Origin of the sequence: Paraburkholderia sp. RL17-337-BIB-A (assembly GCF_046025895.1) — a bacterium.
Classification (GTDB): domain Bacteria; phylum Pseudomonadota; class Gammaproteobacteria; order Burkholderiales; family Burkholderiaceae; genus Paraburkholderia; species Paraburkholderia fungorum_C.
Window position 1 is genome coordinate 1,791,460 of sequence record NZ_JARESY010000001.1, and the last position, 22,943, is coordinate 1,814,402.

Annotated in this window: 17 protein-coding genes; 16 read left to right on the forward strand and 1 reads right to left on the reverse strand. The window is 63.7% G+C overall.

Going from position 1 to position 22,943, the window contains the following annotated elements; translation table 11 throughout:
• The first annotated feature begins 13 nt into the window (after positions 1 to 13).
• The 14 genes from P0D84_RS08110 (at position 14) to P0D84_RS08175 (ending at position 17,491) form a co-directional block, all read left to right on the forward strand.
• On the forward strand, positions 14 to 2,791 hold the full coding sequence (locus P0D84_RS08110; RefSeq protein ID WP_408334602.1) for a winged helix-turn-helix domain-containing protein: 2,778 nt from the start codon (positions 14 to 16) through the stop codon (positions 2,789 to 2,791).
• A 419-nt stretch (positions 2,792 to 3,210) separates the two neighbouring features.
• Positions 3,211 to 3,618 carry a potassium channel family protein gene (locus P0D84_RS08115; protein ID WP_408334604.1) on the forward strand — a complete coding sequence of 136 codons (408 nt, stop codon included), beginning with the start codon at positions 3,211 to 3,213 and terminating at the stop codon, positions 3,616 to 3,618.
• A 276-nt stretch (positions 3,619 to 3,894) separates the two neighbouring features.
• Positions 3,895 to 4,533, forward strand: a complete 639-nt coding sequence (locus P0D84_RS08120) for a response regulator transcription factor (protein ID WP_408334607.1) — start codon at positions 3,895 to 3,897, stop codon at positions 4,531 to 4,533.
• A gap of 45 nt (positions 4,534 to 4,578) precedes the next feature.
• Positions 4,579 to 4,944, forward strand: a complete 366-nt coding sequence (locus tag P0D84_RS08125; protein WP_408334610.1) for a response regulator — start codon at positions 4,579 to 4,581, stop codon at positions 4,942 to 4,944.
• 436 nt (positions 4,945 to 5,380) lie between these two features.
• Entirely contained in the window at positions 5,381 to 5,665 is a 285-nt protein-coding gene (locus tag P0D84_RS08130; protein ID WP_408334613.1) for a YtcA family lipoprotein, read from the forward strand.
• A gap of 19 nt (positions 5,666 to 5,684) precedes the next feature.
• Positions 5,685 to 6,743: a multidrug transporter subunit MdtN gene (mdtN, locus tag P0D84_RS08135; protein ID WP_408334616.1), complete on the forward strand. Its 1,059-nt coding sequence runs from the start codon at positions 5,685 to 5,687 to the stop codon at positions 6,741 to 6,743.
• 7 nt (positions 6,744 to 6,750) lie between these two features.
• The gene (locus P0D84_RS08140) at positions 6,751 to 8,886 is read left to right on the forward strand and encodes an FUSC family protein (protein WP_408334619.1); all 2,136 of its coding nucleotides are present in this window, start codon (positions 6,751 to 6,753) and stop codon (positions 8,884 to 8,886) included.
• Positions 8,883 to 10,370, forward strand: a complete 1,488-nt coding sequence (locus P0D84_RS08145; RefSeq protein ID WP_408334622.1) for an MdtP family multidrug efflux transporter outer membrane subunit — start codon at positions 8,883 to 8,885, stop codon at positions 10,368 to 10,370. The genes P0D84_RS08140 and P0D84_RS08145 overlap by 4 nt, the downstream gene beginning before the upstream one ends.
• Before the next feature lie 428 nt (positions 10,371 to 10,798).
• Positions 10,799 to 12,442 carry a fatty acid--CoA ligase gene (locus P0D84_RS08150; protein WP_408334624.1) on the forward strand — a complete coding sequence of 548 codons (1,644 nt, stop codon included), beginning with the start codon at positions 10,799 to 10,801 and terminating at the stop codon, positions 12,440 to 12,442.
• Between the two features lie 22 nt (positions 12,443 to 12,464).
• On the forward strand, positions 12,465 to 12,929 hold the full coding sequence (locus tag P0D84_RS08155) for a MaoC family dehydratase (protein ID WP_408334627.1): 465 nt from the start codon (positions 12,465 to 12,467) through the stop codon (positions 12,927 to 12,929).
• 60 nt (positions 12,930 to 12,989) lie between these two features.
• Positions 12,990 to 14,696, forward strand: coding sequence for an alpha/beta fold hydrolase (locus P0D84_RS08160; protein WP_408334630.1), 1,707 nt, complete (start codon positions 12,990 to 12,992; stop codon positions 14,694 to 14,696).
• 71 nt (positions 14,697 to 14,767) lie between these two features.
• A complete protein-coding gene (locus P0D84_RS08165; protein WP_408334633.1) occupies positions 14,768 to 15,199 on the forward strand; it encodes a phasin family protein in 432 nt (143 codons plus the stop codon).
• Between the two features lie 94 nt (positions 15,200 to 15,293).
• Positions 15,294 to 16,127, forward strand: coding sequence for a poly(3-hydroxyalkanoate) depolymerase (gene phaZ, locus P0D84_RS08170; RefSeq protein WP_408339720.1), 834 nt, complete (start codon positions 15,294 to 15,296; stop codon positions 16,125 to 16,127).
• Positions 16,124 to 17,491 (forward strand): DUF445 domain-containing protein, encoded by a 1,368-nt coding sequence (locus P0D84_RS08175; protein ID WP_408334636.1) that lies wholly within the window; start codon positions 16,124 to 16,126, stop codon positions 17,489 to 17,491. The genes phaZ and P0D84_RS08175 overlap by 4 nt, the downstream gene beginning before the upstream one ends.
• A 29-nt stretch (positions 17,492 to 17,520) precedes the next feature.
• On the opposite strand, the gene P0D84_RS08180 is transcribed toward P0D84_RS08175, so the two are convergent.
• Positions 17,521 to 20,244, reverse strand: a complete 2,724-nt coding sequence (locus P0D84_RS08180) for a winged helix-turn-helix domain-containing protein (protein WP_408334639.1) — start codon at positions 20,242 to 20,244, stop codon at positions 17,521 to 17,523.
• A 250-nt stretch (positions 20,245 to 20,494) separates the two neighbouring features.
• Between P0D84_RS08180 and P0D84_RS08185 the strand changes: the two genes are divergently transcribed.
• Complete coding sequence (locus P0D84_RS08185; RefSeq protein ID WP_408334642.1) at positions 20,495 to 21,751, forward strand: acyl-CoA dehydrogenase family protein; 1,257 nt, start codon at positions 20,495 to 20,497, stop codon at positions 21,749 to 21,751.
• Between the two features lie 51 nt (positions 21,752 to 21,802).
• Positions 21,803 to 22,918, forward strand: coding sequence for a saccharopine dehydrogenase family protein (locus tag P0D84_RS08190; RefSeq protein ID WP_408334645.1), 1,116 nt, complete (start codon positions 21,803 to 21,805; stop codon positions 22,916 to 22,918).
• Positions 22,919 to 22,943: the final 25 nt, after the last annotated feature.

Below are 22,943 nucleotides of genomic sequence, written 5' to 3' on the forward strand. Positions count from 1 at the left end.
GTGTGACTGACAAATGCGTGTGGTTGGAGAAGCGCCCGCGAGCGGGCCGCACATTTTCCTTGCAACGAAGGTCGTTCTGCCGCGCCTGCCGGCGGATCTGATCAGTCGTCCGCGGCTCGTCGGTCTGGCTGAGCGCGCCGCGAGCAAACGTCTTACCGTGATCAAAGCGCCCGCCGGATTCGGCAAGACTTCGCTGGCGCTCATCTGGCTCGAGCGGCTGCGCGCGAACGGTGCACGGGTGGCGTGGCTCTCGCTCGACGCGGAAGACGACGAACCCGCACACTTCCTCAATAGTCTGGCGCATGCGTTGTGGCATGCCTGCGGCGATGTCGGCGCCGCGGCGATCAGCCTGACTGCCGACGCCGCCTTCGTCCCGCCACGCGCCGTCGTTACCACGCTGATCAACGAACTTCTCGAAGTCGACGACGAAGTCGTGCTGTTTCTGGACGACTATCACCTGATCAGCCTTCCAGCAGTACACCAGACGATGTCGTTCTTTATCGAAAAGGTACCGTCACATGTGCATGTGGTGCTCTGCAGCCGCACCGATCCATCGCTGCCGCTCGCCAGGTTGAGGGCAGGAGACGACCTGCTGGAAGTCGATGCGCCGGCCTTACGTTTCGACTTCGACGAAACGAAGCGCTTCGTCGAACACGCATTGCCCGGCGTGCTGAACGCTTCCCACATCGAGACGCTTTTTGCGAACACGGAAGGCTGGGCTGCTGCGTTGCGCATTTCGATGTCCGTGCTGTCGCGCACGGAATACCAATCGAGTCAGGAAGACATTGTCCCGTCAGGGACGTCGCGGCCGTTCGCCGCCTATATCGAACACATGTTCGAGCGATTGCCCGCCGACATGGTGGAGTTCATGCTGCGCACGTCGATACTCGATCGCTTGAGCGCGCCGCTCTGCGAGGCGATAACGGGGCAGCGCACGAGCCAGCGCATGCTGGACGAAATCGCCGAGGGCCGCTTGCTGTTGCAAGCGCTCGACCTGGACGGCCAATGGTTCCGTTATCACCATCTGATGAGTGAGTACCTGCGCGCGAAGCTCGAGGCGCAGCACCCCGACGAGGTGGCGGAGCTGCATTGCCGTGCGTGCGAATGGTATGGCGCGCAGGCGCTGTGGACCGAGGCCGTCAAACATGCGATCGCCGCGGGCAGCACTGATAACGCGATTCGTCTTATGGAACGCTGCGCGATGGCGCTGGTCAAGAAAGGCGATCTGCTCACGCTGCTCGGTTTGCAGCGCCGGTTTCCGGCAGGTTTGGCCGGCGCACAGGTGAAGGTCACGCTGGCGATCGCCTGGGGCATGGCGCTCGCCATGCATTTCGACGAGGCGCTCACGATGCTGGATGCGCTCGAAAATGATACGCGGTCCCACACTGGCAAGGAAACCGAAGATATCCGCTGGGAATGCCAGGCGATCCGCTCGATCGTCGCCGGACTGAAGGACCATCCCGAACGGGCGCTCGCGATCGCTGAGCCGTGCCTCGCGCGGCCGTCCGCCGATATCTGGACCACCAATGTGGCATCCAACGTCGTGCGCTTCGGGCATTGGAAGGCCGGCAAGCTCGAAGCGCTCTATGCAACGCCGTGGATGTCCTATTCAAGCGAAGAACACCAGCGCAACCTGTACTCGTCGGTCTACCGGCTGTGCCTGCTGGGACATGCGGAGATGCAACAGTTGCACTTTGGGCTTGCCGAGCGGTATTTCACGGAATCGATGCGACTGGCCGAACGCCATGCCGGTCCCGATTCGATTTCGGTCGCACTGTGCGCACCGATGATCGGGCAAATCCAGTACGAACAAGGCCAACTGGACGAAGCCGAAAAGCGGGTTGCCGGTTTGATGCCGGTGATCGACGTTGCGGTCCTGCTCGATAGCGTGCTGATTGCCTATCGCCTCCTCATCCGGATCGCCGCCGCGCGTTCGGATATGAGGCAGGCGTACGCGCTGCTCGATCGGGCCCAGGCGTTGGGTTGCGCGCGGCAGTGGGAACGGCTGACCGCCGCCGCCCTTGCCGAGCGCATTCGGCTCTATGTTGCGGAAGACAGGTTGATGGAGGCGGCTGCCTGTCTGACGCAACTCGATCAGCTAGCGCGTTCTGGTTCCCATCCTTCACGCTCCATCGCGCTCGAGATCGAGAACTATCGTGCACTCGCGGCGGCCTCTGTTGCCGCGGCCCAGCACCGCACCGAAGAGGCTGCCGCGGTGCTAAGCGCCGCGCTGCAAAGCGCCGAACGACGGCACGGCGATTTCCTGGCGATACGTTTGCGCACCATGCTTGCGCTGGTCTGGCTGGCAGCGGACGAACGCGCCCGTGCGATCGAGGTCTTTCGCGACGTCCTGAAGGTCGCCGCGCCCGCGGGTGTGTATCAATCCATTCTCGATGTGGGTCCGGACGTCGGCGCGTTGCTGCGGGTTGTTTGCGAAGACGTGCGGCAAACGGCACACACGGCACACACGGCACACGCGGTGCAAGCGAACGAGGTGATCTCCTACATCGATCATCTGCTCGATGGCTGGCGAATACTTTATCAACCGGGCGGCAACCGTCAGCGCGACACTGAGCGCGGCTCACTGAGTTCAAGGGAGCGCGAAATCGTCGACCTGATTGCACGAGGACTGTCGAACAAGGAAATTGCGAATACGCTCGGAATTGGCGCTGAAACCGTCAAATCCCATGTGAAGAGCATCTTCATGAAACTAGGCGTCGATAGACGCACTCAAGCTGTTGCACGTGTGCGCGACCTCGGTCTTGTGGGTCCAGCAATGGATGAGCATTAGCGTTCAGATATCTAAGGTCGCACGGACGGCCCACGATAATCTCGCTGAATGTCCCTCACACGCGGTCGGTGCCAGCAAAAATTGTAGCCGGCGGAAGTGTCGGACAAAAGCGCGGGCGGCCGTATCGTGCACTACATGAATATGTAATGGCACCCGCCAGGGCGAAGTTGTAACTTTAGCTTTTCGCCTCGGAATAAATCCTTTGACGCTGACCGGGCTTCTTCCCACCAGTTGCCATTTCTGTACCCAGCAGACGCTGGATCAGGACTCGGTGCAACTCAGCAATCGCTCATGTTCGACAAGCACTCCCGCTCCCCGGCGCCTTCCTGGCTTGGAGAAACATTCAGGATCGACCCCGTAGTGGTATCGCATTCAGGATCCGGAAACAGAGTGTCTGGAATATCTGTGAGGTCCATGACATGGATAATGCCGCCAAAGAGTCAGTCGGCGCCCGAATCCAGCCGCACCAGGCAATGACCGAGTTTGCCAGGGTCCTTTGGCACCTGCGCGGCATTCTGGCGGTGCTGCTGATACTTTTCCTGGTTTTGTCGGCCGCCATGTATTACGTCGGAGGGGCTGTCGATGCAGCCACGCGGACACCATCATCGCCAGGTCAAACCTTCTACTTTTGCGCGGTCACGGCGTTGACCATCGGTTATGGCGACGTGATACCGACCACCACGCTCGGCCGGATCGTCGCGGTTTCGCTTGGACTACTCGGCGTGTTGATAACGGGTGTGGTAACGGCCACCGCTGTTTATGCTATCCAGGTGGCTGCGCATCGGGCCGGGCTAGACCTGGCCAGTCGCGGTAGAGGGCAAGATTGAGGGCGTTCTTCTTCCTCGTGCTCCGTTGTGCCTTGCTGGACTGATTGCAGATTCATGTAATAGCCGTCCTTCGCCCCGCCCACTAGCATCAGGAACCGGGCACTTTGAGCCGTTCAGCTCAGTGACCATGGCCTGGCGATTGCACTACGGAGCTCGACATGACCGCGGGCCTGACGAGCGTCCGGCCGGGTCATTCACGGCGACCGGTTCAGCAATGGCCTGGCTGACGGTACGGGAAGCCCTGCATCTGACCAGACCTAACTACAAAGGGGTTCCATGGAATCCGCAAGTGAACTGGTGTATGTAGTCGACGACGACAGGCGGGTGCGAGAAGCACTTTCTGTTCTACTGCGCGCAAACGGAAGAGACGTCCACGTATTCAACTGCGGCAGAGCGTTTCTGGACTCGCCGCGTCAAGATGGCGTGTCATGCCTGGTCCTGGATTTGAGAATGCCAGGCATGAGTGGGCTGGAAGTCCAGGGGCTCGTCAGCACGGACTCACACATTCCCGTCATTTTCATTTCCGGAATGGCAGACGTGCGATCCACGGTTCTTGCCATGAAGCGCGGGGCGGTTGACTTCCTCACCAAGCCCTTCGACGAAGATGCGTTGATGCGCGCAATCGATGCGGCCCTCGCGAGAGCCCACGTTCTTCGCAAGGCGGCGGAAGATACGGCGGCACTCCAGGCGCTCTACGGGTCGCTGACGCCGCGTGAGCAGGAGCTTTTGCCGTTGCTCGCCGGCGGCCTGCTCAACAAGCAGGCGGCGGCAGTACTGGGTATCACCGAATACACCGTGCAGGTACATCGCGGTCACATAATGAGAAAAATGCAGGCGGATTCCTTTGCCGCTCTGGTCATGCTGGCGAGCAAACTGCAGCTCGAAACATCGTCGGCGACCACCTTCGGTGCCTGACGCTACCGCTCACTCGTTGTCGGGCCCGATGACCCGGAGAAAAAAATGTCCACGCCTCCGGTTCGAACCGTTGCCGTGATTGATGATGACAAACGTGTTCTGACCTCTCTTGCAAACTTGCTGGCCTCTGGCGGGTACGAAACCCGGGCCTACGAATCCGCACTGGATTTTTTCTCCGATGGCTATTCGGGTTTGACATGCGTGATTACCGACCTGGGAATGCGGCCCATCGATGGCATTCAGGTGCTCGATAGAACGGTGCATTCGGACGCAGCCACGCCGGTCATCATTATCACGGGCAAACCGGGCGAGCATACGGAAAGCTACTACCTGCAAAGAGGCGCATTGGGTTTTTTCAGAAAGCCTGTCGACGGGGACGCATTACTGGACCTGCTGGACAGTATCGCTTGAACGGTTGATGTAGGGAACCGGGTGCGTGGTGTAGCTGGAAGTCGCTATGGCTCGAGTGATCGATACAAGCGGCTAGCGGCAAGATGGCGCCCGCGTTGCAACGCCGCTCCGAACGCCGTGGAATGCGTCGAGGCCGCACGGCGCGGCGACGAGTCCAGCGCTCGATTTTACCGAGTTGTTTCTTGCCGCGGCATTGCATATTCATGTAATGCGGAATGCCTTTTTCGGCGTTATTGTGACGGCGTAATAGGCCTCCAGGCGCTCGGCGAGCGGAGCGCGGGCTGCTGCTTGAAAAGGCGCGATCGGTTCTTCAGCGAGCCCCTGGATGGCAGCGCCTTTGGCGCTTCTCGACGCGTTGTAAAGCTGGCGTCACCTCTTTCGTGCGCGCGAACACGTGACATTGATTCCACTCACAGAGACGACTTTGAAGCGACACATGCCACTTGCCGGAGGCGGAGGTTCGAAGCGCGCAATCGCCATGGCCACGATTGCCGCGATTCCGATTTCAGGGTGCACAAGTTCGCCCTCCATTGGCGTGCTCGGCGCGTACTTTCCGGACTGGCTGTTCTGTATCGTCGCGGGCGTTGTACTGACGGTGGTCATCTATCTGGTTCTCAAGCGTTTGCAGGCCGATCATCTGCTGGGACCCGCGGCCGTGGTCTATCCCACACTCGTCACTTTGCTCGCACTCGCTGCCTGGTTGACGCTGTTCCAACATTGAATCTCGCTCAGGTGGATGAATGGCGACGACAGCCAGCAGCACATCAAGGGGAAAATGGCCGGCCATCGTGCTGGTCGTGGTGACGTTGTTGTTGCTGCTTTTCGTCATCCGGCTGCTCGACCGCGCGCCGCGCACCGACGACGCCTACGTCTACGCGGATACGATCGACGTCGTGCCCGAGGTCAATGGGCGCATCGTCGAACTGCCCGTGCGCGACAATCAGGCGGTGAAGCAGGGCGATCTGCTTTTCCGTATCGATCCGCGTCCGTATCAGGATGCGCTGACGCGGGGCAACGCGTCCCTCGTCGCGCTCGACCGGCAAATCGAACTGACGCAGCGCACCGTCAATGCGCAGCAATACAACGCACAGTCGGTGCGTGCGGCCGTGGAACGCGCGCGCGCTGCGGCCAGCCAGGCGGCCGATACGCTGCATCGCATGGAGCCGCTTTTGTCAAAAGGTTATGTGTCGGCGGAAGACGTCGACCGTGCGCGCACCGCACAACGCTCCACCCAGGCCGAACTCGTTGCCGCACAACTGCAGGCGCAGCAGGCGGCAGCGGCGGTGAGCGGCGTCGATGCACTGGTCGCGCAACGTGCCGTCGTCATGGCGGAGATCGCAAGTGCCGAACTGAACCTCGAATATGCAACCGTGCGCGCTCCGTTCGATGGACGCATCGTGTCGTTGAAAACATCGACGGGCCAGTTCGCGTCGGTACTCAAACCCGTCTTCACCTTGATCGACACGCGCCACTGGTACGTGGTCGCGAACTTTCGCGAAACGGAACTCAAGGGCATCGGCGCGGGGACGCCTGCCACCGTCTACCTGATGAGCGATACGGGCCAGCGCTTCCGGGGCAGCGTCGATTCGATCAGCTATGGCGTCGCGCCCTCAGAAGCCGGCCTTGCATTGCCGGGCGGATTGCCGAACATTCAACGCACCCTTAACTGGGTTCATGTATCGCAGCGCTTTCCGGTGAAGATCCGGGTCGACAATCCGAACCCGGAGCTGTTTCGGCTCGGTACGTCGGCGGTGGCCGTGCTGGAGCCCCGGCGCGGCAACGACAGCGAGCGTCATTGAGGACCCCATGATCGCCGCCGACTCTTTACCTGTTACGCTGCGCGAGGCAGGCGCTTTCCTCGGGCGCGAGCTTGCGCCGTTCCCCGGGCGCCTCAACGTGATGTTGCGTTGCGTGCTGACGAGCGCCATCGTGATCGTCGCCTCGATGGCGCTGGAGCTGCCGTCGCTCGCGCTGTCGCTGCTGGTGGTGTTCTATGTCACGCAGTCGAACGTGGTGATGACACGGCTGGTCGGCGTGCTGTTCATCGTCGGCTCGACGTTCGCCATTGGCCTCTCGATCCTGGTACTGAAGTTTACGTTCGACTACCCGTTGCTGCGCATCGTCACCGCGAGTCTGCTGTTCTTCGGCAGCGTGTATCTGATGCGCGTTCTCAAGATCGGCGTGGTGTTCTTCATCGTCGCCATCGTCGTGATCTATGTGCAGAGTTTCGTGGACCAGACCGATCAGGCCGACCTGTTGATCCGCGCGGTGTTGTGGGTGTGGATCATCGTCAACTATCCGATCGCACTGACACTCGTGGTCAATACGCTGCTCTTGCCCGCCGAACCGCAATTGCAGCTCAAGGCGGAAATTCATCGGCAACTCGCGGCGCTGGATACGCGTCTCGCGCAGCTGATCGAGGGCGCCACGAGCGCCGCGCCGGTCACGCTGGCGAGCGTCCAGCAAGGCGCGCTCACACTGCAGAAGCTGCTGCGCTTCGCCACCATGCGTGATGCCCACTATCGCGAGCATCAGGCGTTGCAGCTTGCCTGCATCGCAACGGTGTCGCGTCTTTATCGCGGCGCGGGTGAACTGCCGCTCAGTGGGCGTGACGCGTCGGCAGCGCAGCGGGCGATGTTGCGCGAGTTGCACGCGAACTGCCACGCGCTCGACGAATCGGTCATGACCGGCGAGCCCTATCGCTATGTGAGCACGGCGACAGCTGAAGAGCGCGCTGCCGCCGATACGCTGCCCGCGGCTGCCGAATTGCAGCGCGCGCTGCGCGGCTACGCCGATCTTGTCGCAAGCGGCGCCGCCGCGCCGGCCACGCCGCCCGCGAGCGAGCCGATGGTCGCGCCCGACGCCTGGACGAATCCCGCGTACGCGCGCTTTTCGCTGAAGACGCTGCTCGCTGTTCTCGGCTGCTACGTGTTCTACAACGCCGCCGACTGGCAGGGCGTTCACACGGTCATGCTGACTTGCCTGATCGTCGCGCTGCCGAGCCTCGGCGCTTCGACGCAGCGTGCCTTGCTGCGGGTCGCCGGGGCGGCCACCGGCAGCGCGCTGGCGCTGTTCATGGTGGTGTTCGTCGTTCCCCATATCGACGACATTGTCAGCCTGCTGTTGATGAGCTTGCCGGTGGTCGCGCTCGGGGCGTGGATAACGGCCGGCTCGGAGCGGATCTCCTATGCCGGCATCCAGGTGATGTTCACCTTCGCGCTCGCCTTGCTCGAACAGTTCGGCCCCACCACGGACCTCACTGAAATCCGTGACCGGATGGTGGGCATCGTGCTGGGCGTCGGCGTGGCGACCTTCGTGCAGATGTCGTTCTGGCGGGAGGGCGAGGGCGATGCGCTGCGGCAGAAGCTCGCCACCCTGTTGCGCGCGATTGCCACCCAGCTGCGGGCCCCGCAGGCAGGCGCGGAGAAAGATGAGTTACCCTATGCACAGCGCGAGTTGCAGGCGTGGGCCGTGCTGGCCGATTGCGAGGCGACGCTCTCGCGTGTCGCACTCGAACCCGGCTGGCAGGAAGGGGAGCAGGCGGAACTGACGCTGCGCGCGCAAACGGTTCTCGCGCAGGGACGCGAGATCATGCTGGCGGGCGATGCGCTGCGTAGTGCGCTGATGGCGCAAGCGGGATCGTGGAGCCCACGAACGGTCGATGCAGTGCGCTCGACCCAGGAACAGGCGTGCGCCGAACTCAACCGGTACGCGGATGAACTTGCGGCCAGCCCGCCCGACGCCCACGCGCCGCGACGCATCGGGATCACTGTGCAAGTTGCCGATCGAGCCCAACCGGCTCAACCGACTCAACCAGCCCAACCCATCGATCAGCCGCTCATCGCCGCAGCAGACGAACTATCGCGCCAGCTCGCGGGCTTGCCGGACTGGCGCGTCGAGGCATCCGCCGCGGCGCCCTCATCACAGGCCATCCGCACATGAAGGCGCGCTCGGATTGGCGGGATTGGCGATGGCGCCGATGCTTGTCATGCGTCGTGTGGGTGTCGCTCGTGCTACCGGGTTGCGCGCTGATCCACGAAAACGGCACGCCGTACGCCCAGCTCCAGCCGGAGCAGATCCGTCTCGCCGACGATATCCACCTGGCGCGCGACGGCTGGCCGTCCGCGCGCTGGTGGACCAGCTATGGCGATCCGCAGCTCGATGCGCTGATCGAGAGCGCACTTGCGGATGCACCGACCATCGTGATCGCCCGCACGCGGGTGGCGCAGGCAAAATCGGATGTCGAACGGGTGAAGGCCGGATCGAATCTTCAGGTGGTTGCCTTGGGTTCGCTCGATCGCGAGCATGTCTCGGCGCACGGCTTTCTGGGCCCGTTCGCGTCGAACGAGCCGGCGGCCGGACTGGATGGCCCCTGGTACACGCAAGGCATCGTCGGGTTCGGCGCGAGTCTCGACATCGATATCTGGGGCAAGCAACGCGCGCAGGTGGCGGCGTCGCTGGGTGTGCACAACGCGCGGCTCGCCGAAACGTCGGCGGCCGAACTCGAAATCTCGACCGATGTCGCGCAGCTTTATTACGGTATCCAGACCACTTATCAGCTCATCGATCTGCTGGAGCAGTCGCAACAGGTCGCGGCGTTCGAGCTGGAAACGCACACGGCGCGTGCGGCACGCGGCCTCGAGCCGCAGACCCGGGTCGAAGAAGCGCGGGCGCAGCAACTGGCCGTGCAACGGCAGATCGTCGCGGCACAAGGGCAGCTCAAGCAGTTCCGCGAGTCGTTGCGGGCGCTGACCGGTGCCGGGCCGGAGGGTCTGAAGGCGATCGAGCCGGTGCCGCTGCCGCGCGCCCAGGCCAGCTTGCCAGCCACCTTGTCGTACGAATTGCTGGCGCGGCGTCCAGACCTGCAGGCGATGCGCTGGTATGTCGAATCGTCATTCGATCAGATCGACGCCGCGAAGGCCGCGTTCTATCCCAGCTTTGACATCAAGGCGTTCTTCGGCTTCGACGCGCTGCATCTGGCCGAACTGTTCACGCACGCGAGCCAGCAGATCAATCTGATTCCCGGCCTGACCCTGCCGATCTTCGACGGCGGGCGCCTCAATGCGAATCTGGGTGGCGCGCGCACGGCGAGCAATCTGCTGATCGAGCAGTACAACCAGGCGGTGCTCGATGCCGTGCGCGATGTCGCGTCGACTGGCAGCCGGCTGCAGGACCTGGATGCCGAAACGCAACTGCAGGCGCGCAAGGTGCAGGCGGTGGCGTTCGCGCGTGATAGCGCCGAGGCGCAGTACCAGCGCGGCCTCGCGAGCCGCGTCACGGCAATGGAGGCGCGCCAGCCGCTGATTGCCGAGCAGGTTGCGCTCGTCAACCTCGACGGGCAGCGGCTCAGTCAGGAAATTGCGCTCGCCAAGGCGCTGGGCGGCGGCTATCGCGCCGCTTCGCCCGTCGAACTCAAACCGCGCTGAGCGCACCCGCCGCGGCACAAACCGCGCTAAGCGCTCCCGCCACGGCACAAACCGCGCTGAACGCTCGCGCCGCGGCACAACCCGCGCTAAGCGCTCCCGCCACGGCACAAACCGCGCTGAGCGCACCCGCCGCGGCACAACCCGCGCTAAGCGCTCCCGCCACAGCACAACCCGCGCTGAGCGCCCCCGCCACGCCCCAAACCGCGCAGAGCGCTCGCTCTGCGGCACAAGCCGCCCCCCAGACGGGCGCCCCAGCATTGCGCGGGTTTCGCGCTCCCTTCGATCTCACCCATGCCGCTCCCCCTTTCAGGGGATGGTCCGGCACCCTTATCGCACCGATCATGGCATCACTCGGGATGCACTGAACGCGCCACGCGACGCCCACCTGTGCCAGCCCGCGATCCAATTTCGGACTCAAGGAGATGTAGATGCAGGACGACGTGCAAGACTCGACGCCCACGGCCCATGCGTATCCGCTGCTGATCAAGCAGCTGCTGCATACACCGTTCGTTCAGGCCCCGGAGCAGGAAATCGTCTACCGCGGTCAGCTTCGCATGAGCTATGCCACGCTGCGTGAACGTATTGCGCGGCTCGCCAGCGGCCTGAGCCGGCTCGGCGCGCGGCACGGCAGCACGGTCGCCGTGATGGACTGGGACAGTCACCGCTATCTCGAGTCCTACTTCGCGGTCCCGATGATGGGCGCCGTGCTGCAGACGGTCAACGTGCGGCTCTCGCAGGCGGAGATCGCTTATACGATCAACCACGCCGGTGCGGAAATACTGCTGGTTCACACCGATTTTCTGCCGGTGCTCGAGGCGATCAAGGATCAACTGGAAACGGTGCACACCTTCGTCTGGATCGACGAGCCGGGCAGCGACGCCTGTGCGCACACCATTCCCTTCGCGACCGAGTACGAGGCGATGCTGGCCGCCAGCGAGCCCAGCTACGCATTCCCGGATTTCGACGAGAACACGCGCGCCACGACGTTCTACACGACGGGCACTACCGGCTTGCCCAAGGGCGTCTATTTTTCGCACCGGCAACTCGTGCTGCATACCCTCACGGTGATGGCGGCGCTGTCCAGTCCGATGTCGGGCCAGCGCTTTCACCGCGACGACGTGTACATGCCGCTCACGCCGATGTTCCACGTGCACGCGTGGGGCATGCCCTACATCGCCACGGTGCTTGGCGTGAAGCAGGTTTATCCGGGCCGCTATGTGCCGGAACGGCTGGTGCAACTCGTGCGCGACGAAGGCGTCACGTTCTCGCATTGCGTGAGCACGATCCTGCACATGCTGCTGGGCTGCGCCGAGGCGAACTCGGTCGATTTCAGCAAGTGGAAGATCGTGATTGGCGGCGGCGCGTTGCCGCACGGCCTCGCCCGCACCGCGCTCGAGCGGGGCATCGACGTCTTCACCGGCTACGGCATGTCCGAGACGTGCCCCGTATTGAGCCTCGCGCAACTTCCGCCCGGCAGCGAAGCGCTTGGACTCGATGAGCAGGTGCGTTTGCGCTGCAAGACCGGCAGGCCGGTCCCGCTCGTCGACCTGCGCATCGTCAACGAAAGCATGGAGGACGTGGTGCACGACGGCAAGGCATACGGCGAGGTCGTCGTGCGTGCGCCGTGGCTCACACAAGGCTATCTGAACAATCCCGAGGCCTCCGCGCAGCTCTGGGCCGGCGGCTATCTGCATACGCAGGACATCGCCAATATCGACCCGACCGGCAACGTGCAGATCACGGACCGGATCAAGGACGTGATCAAGTCGGGCGGCGAGTGGATCTCGTCGCTTGAAATCGAAAGCCTGATTTCGTTGCATCCGGCTGTCGCCGAAGTCGCGGTGATCGGCATCAAGGACGACAAGTGGGGCGAACGGCCCGTGGCGCTGGTGGTGCTGAGGGCCGAGATGGCGGCCACCGGGGAAGACATCAAACAGCACGTGCTGACGTTCAGCGCGTCGGGGCGGATTTCGAAGTATGCGGTGCCGCAGGTCGTCAAGTTCGTCGACGCGCTGGAGAAGACGAGCGTCGGCAAGATGAACAAGAAGTGGTTGCGCGAACAGTTCGCCTGACCGGTCACGAGGAGCAGACACGATGAGTATCGACGCATACAGCCTTGCCACGATCGACGACTTTGTCGGCCGCGAGCTGGGTCTGTCGGAGTGGGTTGTGGTCGACCAGGCGCGCATCGATGCATTCGCGCAATGCACCGGCGACCGGCAGTGGATTCACGTGGACGTGGAGCGCGCGAAGCGCGAGAGCCCCTACGGCGGCACGATCGCGCATGGCTATCTGACGCTGTCCTTGCTGGCCGCGCTCGCGATCGAGATCGGCCTGATTCCGGAGGACGCCTCGGCCGGCCTGAACTACGGGCTCGACAAGGTGCGCTTCATGACGCCGGTCAAGGCCGGCGCACGGGTACGCAACCGCGTGAGCCTGGTGTCGGTGGAGAAAAAGGGCGGCGGCCGCGTCATCGTCAAGACGATGAACGAGTTGCAGATCGAGGGCGAGGCCAGGCCGGCCCTGATCGCGGAGACGCTGGCGATGCTGGTGGCGTGAGCCAGCCGCCTGACGAAGATGAATTGACGATGACCAAGCAGTCGTTTGAGGAGCAGCAAAATGGCGGTAACCACTGAAAATCAATCGCGAGACACCCCGTCCGATGACCTCGCGGCGTCTGCCGCGGACGGCATGCTCGGTCCCAACCCGTTTGTCGGGCTGCGTCCGTGCGACATCCTCGCCACCGCACAGCAGATCGGTGCCCAGGCGTTGCAGCAACCCGCGCTGGTCGCGGAACAGGAAGCGGCGCTCGCCCGGGCGCTGGTTGCCGTGCTGTGCGGCAGCGCGGAATCCCCGCCGCCGCAGGGCGACAAGCGCTTCGGCGATCCTGCGTGGCAGGACAACGCGTGGTACCGCATGACGCTGCAAGGCTATCTGGCGTGGCGCGACGCGCTCACCGGCTTCGTCGCCCGTTCGACGCTGGACCAGCGGAGCAAGGAGCGCGCGCAGTTTGTGATGTCGCTCCTGACCGATGCGTTGGCGCCGACCAATACGCTGCTCGGCAATCCGGCGGCGCTCAAGAAGATCGTCGAGTCGGGCGGCGCGAGCCTGATTGGCGGGTTCCGCAACTTCGTGATGGACCTGCTGAAGAACCAGGGCATGCCCGAGCAGGTGGACCGCACGGCGTTCGAAGTCGGCAGGAATCTCGCCACCTCGCCGGGCGCGGTGGTGTTTCGCAACGAGGTGCTCGAGCTGATCCAGTACGCACCGGCTACGGAGCAGGTGTACGGCCGCCCGCAACTGATCGTGCCGCCGCAGATCAACAAGTTCTATGTGTTCGACCTGTCGGAAGGCAAGAGCATCGTCGACTATCTGGTGAAGAACGAGTTCCAGGTGTTCGCCGTGAGCTGGCGCAACCCCACCGCCGCGCAGCGTGACTGGGATATGGATACCTACGTCGCCGCGCTGATGGAAGCGATCGCGGCGGTTCGCGACATCACCGGCAGCGACGACGTGAACCTGCACGGCGCGTGCTCCGGCGCGATGACGATCTCGGCGCTGCTCGGGCATCTCGCGAGCCGCGGTGAAAAGACCGTCAATGCCGCCACGCTGATGGTCGCCGTGCTGGATAGCAGCGCGGAGTCGCAGCTCGGTCTGTTCGCGACGCCGGAAGCGATCGCGGCCGCCAAGCAGAGCAGCACCGCGCGCGGCGTGCTCGCCGGCGAGGAGATGGGCCGCGTGTTCGCGTGGCTGCGCCCCAACGATCTGGTGTGGAGCTACTGGGTCAACAACTATCTGTTGGGCAAGACGCCGCCGGCTTTCGACATCCTCTATTGGAACAACGACACGACCCGCCTGCCCGCGAAGCTGCATGGACAACTGCTCGACATCTTTACGGGCAACCTGTTCAGCAAGCCGCGTGCGCTGACGGTGCTGGGTACGCCGATCGATCTGTCCGAGGTGACCTGCGACAAGTACGTCGTGGCCGGCATCACGGATCACATCACGCCGTGGAAGGGCGTCTACAACTCGGCCCGGACCTTCGGCGGCAATACGCGCTTCGTGCTGAGTTCGAGCGGCCATATCCAGAGCCTGATCAACCCGCCGGGCAATCCGAAGGCGAAGTTCTTCGTCAATCCGGAATTGCCGGCCGATGCCGACGCGTGGCTCGCCGCTGCGCAGGCCGAAAAGGAATCGTGGTGGAGCAACTGGCGAGACTGGCTGGCCGTCCGTTCGGGTGAACGCCGGGCCGCGCCGGCAGCGCCGGGCAATAAGCAGTATCCGTCGGTCGCGCAGGCGCCCGGCACCTACGTGATGGAAGCATGACGCACCCCAGTGGCCGTGGCATCGCGTCATGGCCAAGGATTTTTCAATGCAGTCTTTATGGAGTCTTGATCATGGAATCAACCAATCCCAACAATCTTTTCGGTGAATACGCAAAAGTAATCGGACAGTTCAAGCTGCCGGGAATCGACGTCGCCGCGCTTCTGGAGTCGCGCCGCAAGGACATCGACGCGCTCGCGCAAGCCAACACGGCCGCGCTCTCGGGCATGCAGTCGCTCGCTCAAAAGCAGTCGGAGATTCTGCGCACGACGATGGCCGAGTTGCAGTCTCTCGTCACACGGCTCAGCGCGTCAGGCAACAAGCCCATCGCGAATACGGGCGAAGTGGTTCAGCAGGCGTTGCACAAGGCGCTGGTGGACATGCAGGAACTCGCGGATACGGCATACCGCGCCCAGTCCGACAGTTTCGCGGTGGTGACGCGGCGCGCGGCAGAGCATGTCGAGGAGTTGAAGGCGCTCCTGCAACCGCAGCAACCGAAGAAGTAGCGCGGCGTGGCAATGCGAAACACCCATGCTGCCGATGCAGCGGCTGTCCGACGTGTCGTGTCATGAGGTCTTCCGGATGAGAGAAATGACAGAAATGACTATCCGCCCCGAGTCTGTCACCACCATGCAGATCCAGACCGTCGATCTGGACGGCCAGCTGTTGCGCGTTGCGACCCGGCATGGCAGCGGCGCTTCGCCGCCATTGCTCATCTTCAACGGCATTGGCGCGAATCTCGAACTCGTGGAACCGTTCGTGGCAGCGCTGGATGAGGTGAGCGTCATCATCTTCGATATTCCCGGGGTCGGCGGCTCGCCCGCGCCGGTCATGCCGTATCGCTTCTCGACGCTGTCCGTGCTGAGCGACAGGCTATTGTCGCGGCTCGGTTACAACGGACCCGTCGATGTGCTCGGCGTCTCCTGGGGCGGCGCGCTCGCGCAGCAATTCGCGCATCTGTATCCGGGGCGCTGCCGCCGGCTGATTCTGGCGGCCACGTCGCCAGGCGTCATCATGGTGCCGGCGCGGCTCTCGGTGCTGTCGAAGCTGATCGGACCGCGCCGCTATACCGATCCGGCCTATCTGCAGCAGGTGGGGGCGGAAATATATGGCGGCGCCTACCGGCGCGATCCTGCACTACTCAAGCAACATAGCCGCCACATTCAGGCGCCGCGCGGCCGTGGTTACCTCTATCAGCTGCTGGCTGCGTCGGGCTGGAGCAGCCTGCCCTGGCTCGGCAGCTTGAGCCAGAAAACACTCGTCATGCACGGCAACGACGATCCTATCGTGCCCTTGACCAACGCGAAAATTCTCGCGGCCCGTATCCGCGACGCGACGCTCTATGTGATCGATGACGGGCATCTGTTTCTGATCACGCGTGCGAAAGACGTTGCGCCCGTGGTGCGAAAGTTTCTTGCGCAGGAGACGGTTTGAGCTTTCTGACTGAGGGCAATGGCAATGGCAATGGCAATGGCAATGGCAATGGCAATGGCAATGGCAATGGCAATGGCAATGGCAATGGCAATGGCAATGGCAGCTTGCGGCGTGCGTCAACCGATGCACCGGAGGACCGCAAGGCCATTCGCCTGAAGCGCATGAGCCGAACCGCGACGTGCCTGCTCGCGCTCATGATCGCGCTGCTGGCCGCGTGCGTCGCCTGGCAGGCCGAGTACCCGTGGCTCGCATGGCCGCGAGCGTTCGCGGAGGCCGGCATAGTCGGCGCGATAGCAGACTGGTATGCGGTGGTCGCCTTGTTCCGGCATCCGTTTGGCCTGCCGATCCCGCATACGGCGATCATTCCACGCAACCAGCAGCGCATTGCCGAGAGTCTCGGCAACTTTGTCGAGGACAATTTTCTGACACCGGAGCTCGTCATCGGCCGGCTCAGCGGCCATAACGCCGCGCACGCGCTAGCTCAGTGGCTGGCCGAGCCGGCCCACAGCCGCGCCGTCGCCGATGCGCTGACGGACTCGCTGCCGGGATTGCTGAACAGCATCGAGGGCGCGGACCTTGGGCGCTTCTTCGACCGCGTAGTGGTTCCGCAACTGCGCACGCTCGACGTGTCTCGCGCCGCGGGCGGCATCCTCAAAGTCCTGACGGAAGATGACCGGCATCAGCCACTGCTGGATCGCGGACTGGGCGCGCTGGAAAAGTGGCTCACGGCCAACGTGGATCTGATCAAGGCCAGGTTCAGCGCGGCGTCGCGCTACACGCCCGCACAGCTCGATGCCTATATCGTCAATCGATTCGTCGAAGGCATCATTGCGCTGCTTCATGAAGTCGCTGCGAGCCCGGATCATGAGCTGCGCCGCCAGTTCGACGCGGCCGTGCAGGATCTGATCGTTCGCTTGCAGAGCTCGGCCGTTCATCGCCGCTTCGGCCGATCGTTGATGCGCGATTGCATCCGGCATCTGCGGGACGGCGAATACTGTCGGGTGATTCTGGATCACGCCCGCGCGCGCGTGGCCGCCGACCTGGATCGCGAGCAGTCGGTCCTGCGCGACGTGGCCGCGAGTCTGCTGGCTTCGCTCGGCAGGAGCGTAAGAAGCGAGCCCGCCATTCAAGGCAAGCTGAATGCGTGGTGGCTGGAACTCGCGCGCTCGCTCGTGGTGCGCTACCGGCGCCAGTTGTCGGCGCTGATCACCGAGGTCGTGAAAAGCTGGGATGCGGCAGAAGTCGGCCGGAAGATCGAGGCGGAGATCGGCCGCGACCTGCAATACATCCGGATCAACGGCACCTTCGTCGGCGGTCTGATTGGCGTTCTGCTCCACGCGGCCACGCTGGTCGCCGCGCGGTGAAGCGCATGCCCCGAGCAGGGACGCGCGAGCTATACCTGCCCAACGAGCCCCAACGCCTGCGCGCGCGCGACTGCCTGAGCGCGCTTGTCGACCGCCAGCTTCACGAAGATGCTCTTCACATGAGACTTGACGGTTTCAGGCGTAATCCCGAGAGCGCGCGCGATTTCCTTGTTCGACTGTCCTTCGGCGATCAACTCGACGATGTTGCGCTCCCTTGGGCTCAGCGATTCGCGCTCGGGCTTGCTGGCAGGCTGGTACAGCGCGCGCCAGCCGTCGAGCAGAAGATCGATGTATGCGCTCGCGTCCTTCGTTTGCGCCGTGCTTCGTGTGTCGTCGCGAACGGCCTGCAGCAGCGGACCGATTTCCGGTCCCTGATCGAGAATGGACCGATAGATGCCCGCGGGCGCGGCAACGCTCAGCACTTCACGAAAGATCCCGATGGCCCGGCTGCGTTCATGCGCGCCCAGCCAGGCGAGCGCGAGCACGGTTCGCAGGCGTAACGCGAGGTAATCGCCATGCCGGCTTTCGACGCTGCGGAGCGCGGAGTTCAACGACTCGATGGCATCCTGGGCGCGATTCTGCGCCATTGCCACACAGGCCGCCGCCAGCGCGCGGTAGGTCTCGATCTCGGGTGAGACGGACTGCGCCGGGGCGCACACGGAGGCTGCGAGCCGATCGAGTTGAGCGACACACGCGGCGGCTTCCGTGATCCTTCCTTCCGTCAGATACAAGCGGCTGCGTTCGACGAGCGCGGCGGCGCTCAGCCGGTCCCACCGGCGCGCGTAAGCGAGGGTCTGAGCCTGGTCGAGCAGGCTATGGGCCTGGGCGGCGTCCCCGCGCGCGATCGCGATCCGCACGAGCAGACGATAGGCGATCAATACGCTATCCAGCATGACTGCGGCGTCGACAACCGGCATCAGGTCGATGACCAGCGCTTCGGCCTCATCCAGCCGGCCCTGTTCGTAGCGGATATGTCCGATCATCGGCGCGCCCAGCGCGACACAGATGGACTGCGGGCCGGCATGATGTTCGGCGAGCCGCATCGACTCCGTGAAATACCGCTCGGCCAGCACGAAGTGCATCTGCTGCATTTCCGCGTGGCCCAGCAGACAGAGCCGGTAAACAGACGAAAACACGTTGCGCTTGTCTTCCTCGATCGAATAGGGAATCCAGGGCGTCGCGTACAGCGCTTCGAGGTCGCCCGCTTTCCAGTGCGCAAAGCGCACGACGTTGGACACCACGTTGGTGGTCCAGATATCGGTCGACGGTTGATCGAGGCAGGCCTGTGCAAGCACGAGCGCCCGTTGCGGATCGTCCTGCAGCGCCGCCACGACCGAGCGGATCGCCTGGGATTCCCAACGGATGGCATCGGCGTTGGCGCTCGTGGCGGACGTGTCGCGTTCGATCGCATCGAGCATGGCGAGCGCGTCGTGAAAGCGCATCGCAAGCGCCATTCCCCAGGCAATCGCCAGCGTGACCGTCACTTGCGCCCGCATCAGGTGCGCGGGGAACTGGCGTTGCCAGCCGAGCAGCGTCAGCAGGTCGCCTTTGGTGACGAGCGCCATCGCGCAACGGCCCATCAAGGAGACGGCGTCTTCCGTGGCGCCTGCGGCGATGGCGTGCCTGACAGCGTCGGTCCACCGCTCCTGCCCGGCGTACCACTGGCAGGCACGCAGATGCAAGCCCGGCACGTCGTCGCGATACTGCGTCTCGAGCCGCAGGCGCAGGTACTCGCCCATCAGGTGGTGATAGCGGAACCAGTGTCCTTCCTGGTCCATCGGTTCGAGCAGCAACTGGCGTGCAGCGATCGCTTCGAGCAGGCTTTGGCTCGCCTCGATGCCGGTGACCGCCTCGCACAGCGGCGCCGTCAGCCGATCGAGTATCGACGTGCGCAGCATGAACTCGACCATCTCGACGGGCAAGCGCCTCAGCATGTCTTCCAGATACGCGGCGAACGGCCGGGAAGCGCCGGAAGGCGCGGTCAATTCACAACCCGGTTTGCCCTGCTCACGCGAGAGCACCGAGGTGGAAATGCGCAGCGCCGCGGCCCAGCCTTCGGTGCCCGCGAAGAGCAATTTGACGCCGGCAGCGCGGAGTTTGCCAGGGCATTCGTGTTCGACGAAGCAGCGTGTTTCTTCGAAGTTGAAGCGCAGCGCCGCTGCGTCGATTTCCAGCAGATCGTTGCGGGCGCGCAGCCGGGCGAGCGGCAGCGCGGGATCCGTGCGGGTACAGAGCACCACATGCACATGGGAAGGTGCGTTCGCAACGAAAAACGACATGGCGTCGTGAATCGCCGAAAGGCTGATCAGGTGATAGTCGTCGAGGAAAAGATAGACCTCCTCGTCGACGTCGACGAGTTCGTTGATGAGGGTCGACACGACGGCGTGCGCGGGAACGAGCGAGGCCTCGGCCGTCAAACCGATCGCGGAAGCGCCGACGTTGCCGCAGGCATGCCGCAACGCCTGCGCCACGTGATGGAGAAAGCGCGCAGGTTCGTCATCCTCAGTATCGAGCGACAGCCACGCCAGTTGAGCACCGCCCGCCCGCAGCCGCGCGAGCCAGGTGAGCGCGAGCGAAGTCTTGCCGAAGCCGGCGGGCGCCTTGATCACCGTAAGCCGTTTGCTCTCGGCCTGCTCGGCAAGACCGTTCAGCCGGGGACGATCGATCAGGCCGGTGGGTAGCCGTGGCGGAAAGATCTTCGTGGCGAGAACGAAAGGCGGCTTCTGTTGCGGCATCGCTTCAATGACATGCATCAGTTGCTCCGGGCATTCGGGTTGACCCTGGCTGCCATCCCCCGTCCATGCAATCGCGCTCCCCTGTACGGGGGATGTTGCATGGCGGCGCGCCGGGACACCATGGATTCCATGGAGGAGATCGAAATTCAGTCAGCCGGACAACGGTGAAACGCACCTGGTTGGCCACCGCTGGACCACTCGCCGGGGCTGGCCGTGACCGGTGCGTTGCTCACGAAATGATACGCCCAACCACCTCGAAGGAGGAGACATGTCAACCGCATCGCATCACCTTGCAGCGCACAAACTCGGTCCGCTCGGCGCACAGCCGGCGCCCTCGGAGATGAGCCAGATGGTTCAGCAGAGCGTGCATCGTTACGCGGAAGAAGTGCTGCGGCCAATCGGCGTCAAGCTCGATCGCATGACGCCCGAGGAGGCGATCGCACCAGGCTCGCCGTATTGGGAAGCGCGCGACAAGTTTGTCGGGCTCGGTTTCGGCGTCGACGGGCTGCTCGAACTCGAACCGGCCGAACGGGCGACGACGATGAGCATCCTGTTCGAGGAACTCGGCTGGGGCGATGCGGGACTTGCGGTGTCGTACGGCGCCGGCTTGCTGCCCGCACTGATGAGCGCGGTGTCCGGCAATCAGTTTTGCCGCGCACTCGCACCGGATGCGAAGCTCGGCTGCTGGGCCATCACGGAGCCCGATCACGGCTCCGACATGCTCGACGTGAACGGCATGATCTTTCATCCGCAAGGCACGTACGGCCGGCCCAACTGCGTGGCGACGCTGCGCGGCGACGAGGTGATCATCAACGGGCAGAAGTCGGCCTGGGTGTCGAACGGCATCGTCGCCGACGTGTGCATTCTCTATTGCGCGGCGGACAGCGGCAGCGGCGCCGACACGAAACGCGGCGTGGTGGTGATCGTGCCGCTCGACGCGAAAGGCGTCTCGCGCGGCAAGCCGCTCGACAAGGTCGGCCAGCGCGCGCTCAACCAGGGCGAACTGTTCTTCGAGAACGTCAGGTTGTCGAAGGAGCACCTCCTTGCTGGTCCCGACCAGTATGTCGACGCGGTCTACGCAATCCACACGTTCGCCAACGCGATCATGGCCACTGTATTCACCGGTACCGCGCGCGCCGCGTTCGAACTCGCGCTCGCCTACGCGCATGAACGCAAGCAGGGTGGCTTGCCGATCATCCGCCATCAGTCGGTCGCGGCGCGGCTGTTCCACATGTTCCGCAAAGTGGAGGCCGCCCGCGCGCTCGCGCAACGTGTCGTGCATTACAACTTCACGGCCGCGCAGCCGTCGCTCCATGCGGCGATGACAGCGAAGATCACCGCGACCCAGACCGCGTTCGAAGTCGCCAACGACGCGCTGCAGATCTTCTGCGGCAACGGGCTCACACGCGAGTATCCGATCGAAAAGATCTGGCGCGACGCGCGCGCGTCGCTGATCGAGGACGGCTGCAATGAGGTCCTTGCGATCAAGGGCGGCTACTACCTGATCGATCCCGAGTTGCTTTGAACGGCACGGCACGGTCGCGCAATCCGATGAAAACCTGAAGGAGACGACGAAATGGCAACGACCTACGAAGTGGTCCTCTATGGAGCGAGTGGCTATACGGGCAAGCTCACGGCATGGAAGCTCGCCGAGCGCGGTATCCCGTTCATCGCTGCCGGGCGCAGCAAGGAACGCCTGGAAGAGGAGCTGGCCAAGGTGCCCGAACTGGCCGGACATGACTATCAGTGCGTGGCGGTTCAGCACGAAACCGGCGCACTCACCGAATTCTTCAAGGGCAGGAAGGTGGTCGTCAATATCGTCGGGCCGTTCATGCAGCTCGGGCGCCCGGTGGTCGAGGCGAGCCTCGCGGCCGGGTGCCACTACTTCGACACAACCGGCGAGACCGACTGGATGTCGCTGCTCAAGCGCACGTATGGAGAGGCTTTCGCTGCCCGGGATCTGGCGTTGTGCCCCGGCAATTCGTACATGTGGGCAGAAGGCAATCTCGCGGCGGAGATCGCGCTCGAGAGCCCCGGCATCGACACGCTCGACGTGCTCTATCTCGGGGACTCGGAAGTCAGCGTCGCCTCGACGATGTCGTTTCTGCGGATGTGTACGCAGCCGCAGTTCTACCTGCGCAACAACGAACTGGTGCAGTGGCCGTGGGCCACCCCGTACCAGGTTCATGTGCCGGGTGAGCACATGCTGCTGAACGCGTTGCCATGGAGCGGCGGCGGCGAGCCGGTCTGGTATCAGGACGATCCGCGTGTGCGCAATTGCCAGACGCTCGTGTCGTTCCGGAATCAGGAGCGCTTTCTCGCAGTGGTCGGCCTGCTGAAGAAGTTCGAGGAAGAGTGCCGGCATCTCGACCCCGCCAAACAGGAAGACATCACCAATGAGTGGGGCAAGGCCGTGACTCAGACCGAGCCCGCGCGCGAAAACCCGGCTGTGAATCGCTGCACGCTGTCGGTTCAGGGGCGGGGCAATACGAATTCCGTCAGCGTGATTCTGCGTGGCAATTCGCCCTATGCGCAAACCGGTGTGCTCGGTGCGGAGGCGGCGCGCCGCGCGCTGCGCGGGCAATTGCACGCGGCAGGTTTCGTGTCGCCGGCGCGGGCGTTCGGCGCGCGCAATCTGGTCGCCGCGCAAGCCGAGGAAGGTTACCTCGCCTACGAGGTCAAGAGCGTTTGACAACGAATCGAACGGTTCGCGCCGG

Excerpts from the sequence above, each read along its gene's own strand:
- P0D84_RS08115 (WP_408334604.1), top strand. The coding sequence starts at position 3,211 with ATGGATAATGCCGCCAAAGAGTCAGTCGGCGCCCGAATCCAGCCGCAC.
- P0D84_RS08150 (WP_408334624.1), top strand. The coding sequence starts at position 10,799 with ATGCAGGACGACGTGCAAGACTCGACGCCCACGGCCCATGCGTATCCG.
- P0D84_RS08165 (WP_408334633.1), top strand. The coding sequence starts at position 14,768 with ATGGAATCAACCAATCCCAACAATCTTTTCGGTGAATACGCAAAAGTA.
- P0D84_RS08130 (WP_408334613.1), top strand. The coding sequence starts at position 5,381 with ATGCCACTTGCCGGAGGCGGAGGTTCGAAGCGCGCAATCGCCATGGCC.
- P0D84_RS08190 (WP_408334645.1), top strand. The coding sequence starts at position 21,803 with ATGGCAACGACCTACGAAGTGGTCCTCTATGGAGCGAGTGGCTATACG.
- P0D84_RS08125 (WP_408334610.1), top strand. The coding sequence starts at position 4,579 with ATGTCCACGCCTCCGGTTCGAACCGTTGCCGTGATTGATGATGACAAA.
- P0D84_RS08160 (WP_408334630.1), top strand. The coding sequence starts at position 12,990 with ATGGCGGTAACCACTGAAAATCAATCGCGAGACACCCCGTCCGATGAC.
- phaZ (WP_408339720.1), top strand. The coding sequence starts at position 15,294 with ATGACTATCCGCCCCGAGTCTGTCACCACCATGCAGATCCAGACCGTC.
- P0D84_RS08140 (WP_408334619.1), top strand. The coding sequence starts at position 6,751 with ATGATCGCCGCCGACTCTTTACCTGTTACGCTGCGCGAGGCAGGCGCT.
- P0D84_RS08185 (WP_408334642.1), top strand. The coding sequence starts at position 20,495 with ATGTCAACCGCATCGCATCACCTTGCAGCGCACAAACTCGGTCCGCTC.
- P0D84_RS08145 (WP_408334622.1), top strand. The coding sequence starts at position 8,883 with ATGAAGGCGCGCTCGGATTGGCGGGATTGGCGATGGCGCCGATGCTTG.
- P0D84_RS08180 (WP_408334639.1), bottom strand. The coding sequence starts at position 20,244 with ATGCATGTCATTGAAGCGATGCCGCAACAGAAGCCGCCTTTCGTTCTC.
- mdtN (WP_408334616.1), top strand. The coding sequence starts at position 5,685 with ATGGCGACGACAGCCAGCAGCACATCAAGGGGAAAATGGCCGGCCATC.
- P0D84_RS08155 (WP_408334627.1), top strand. The coding sequence starts at position 12,465 with ATGAGTATCGACGCATACAGCCTTGCCACGATCGACGACTTTGTCGGC.
- P0D84_RS08110 (WP_408334602.1), top strand. The coding sequence starts at position 14 with ATGCGTGTGGTTGGAGAAGCGCCCGCGAGCGGGCCGCACATTTTCCTT.
- P0D84_RS08120 (WP_408334607.1), top strand. The coding sequence starts at position 3,895 with ATGGAATCCGCAAGTGAACTGGTGTATGTAGTCGACGACGACAGGCGG.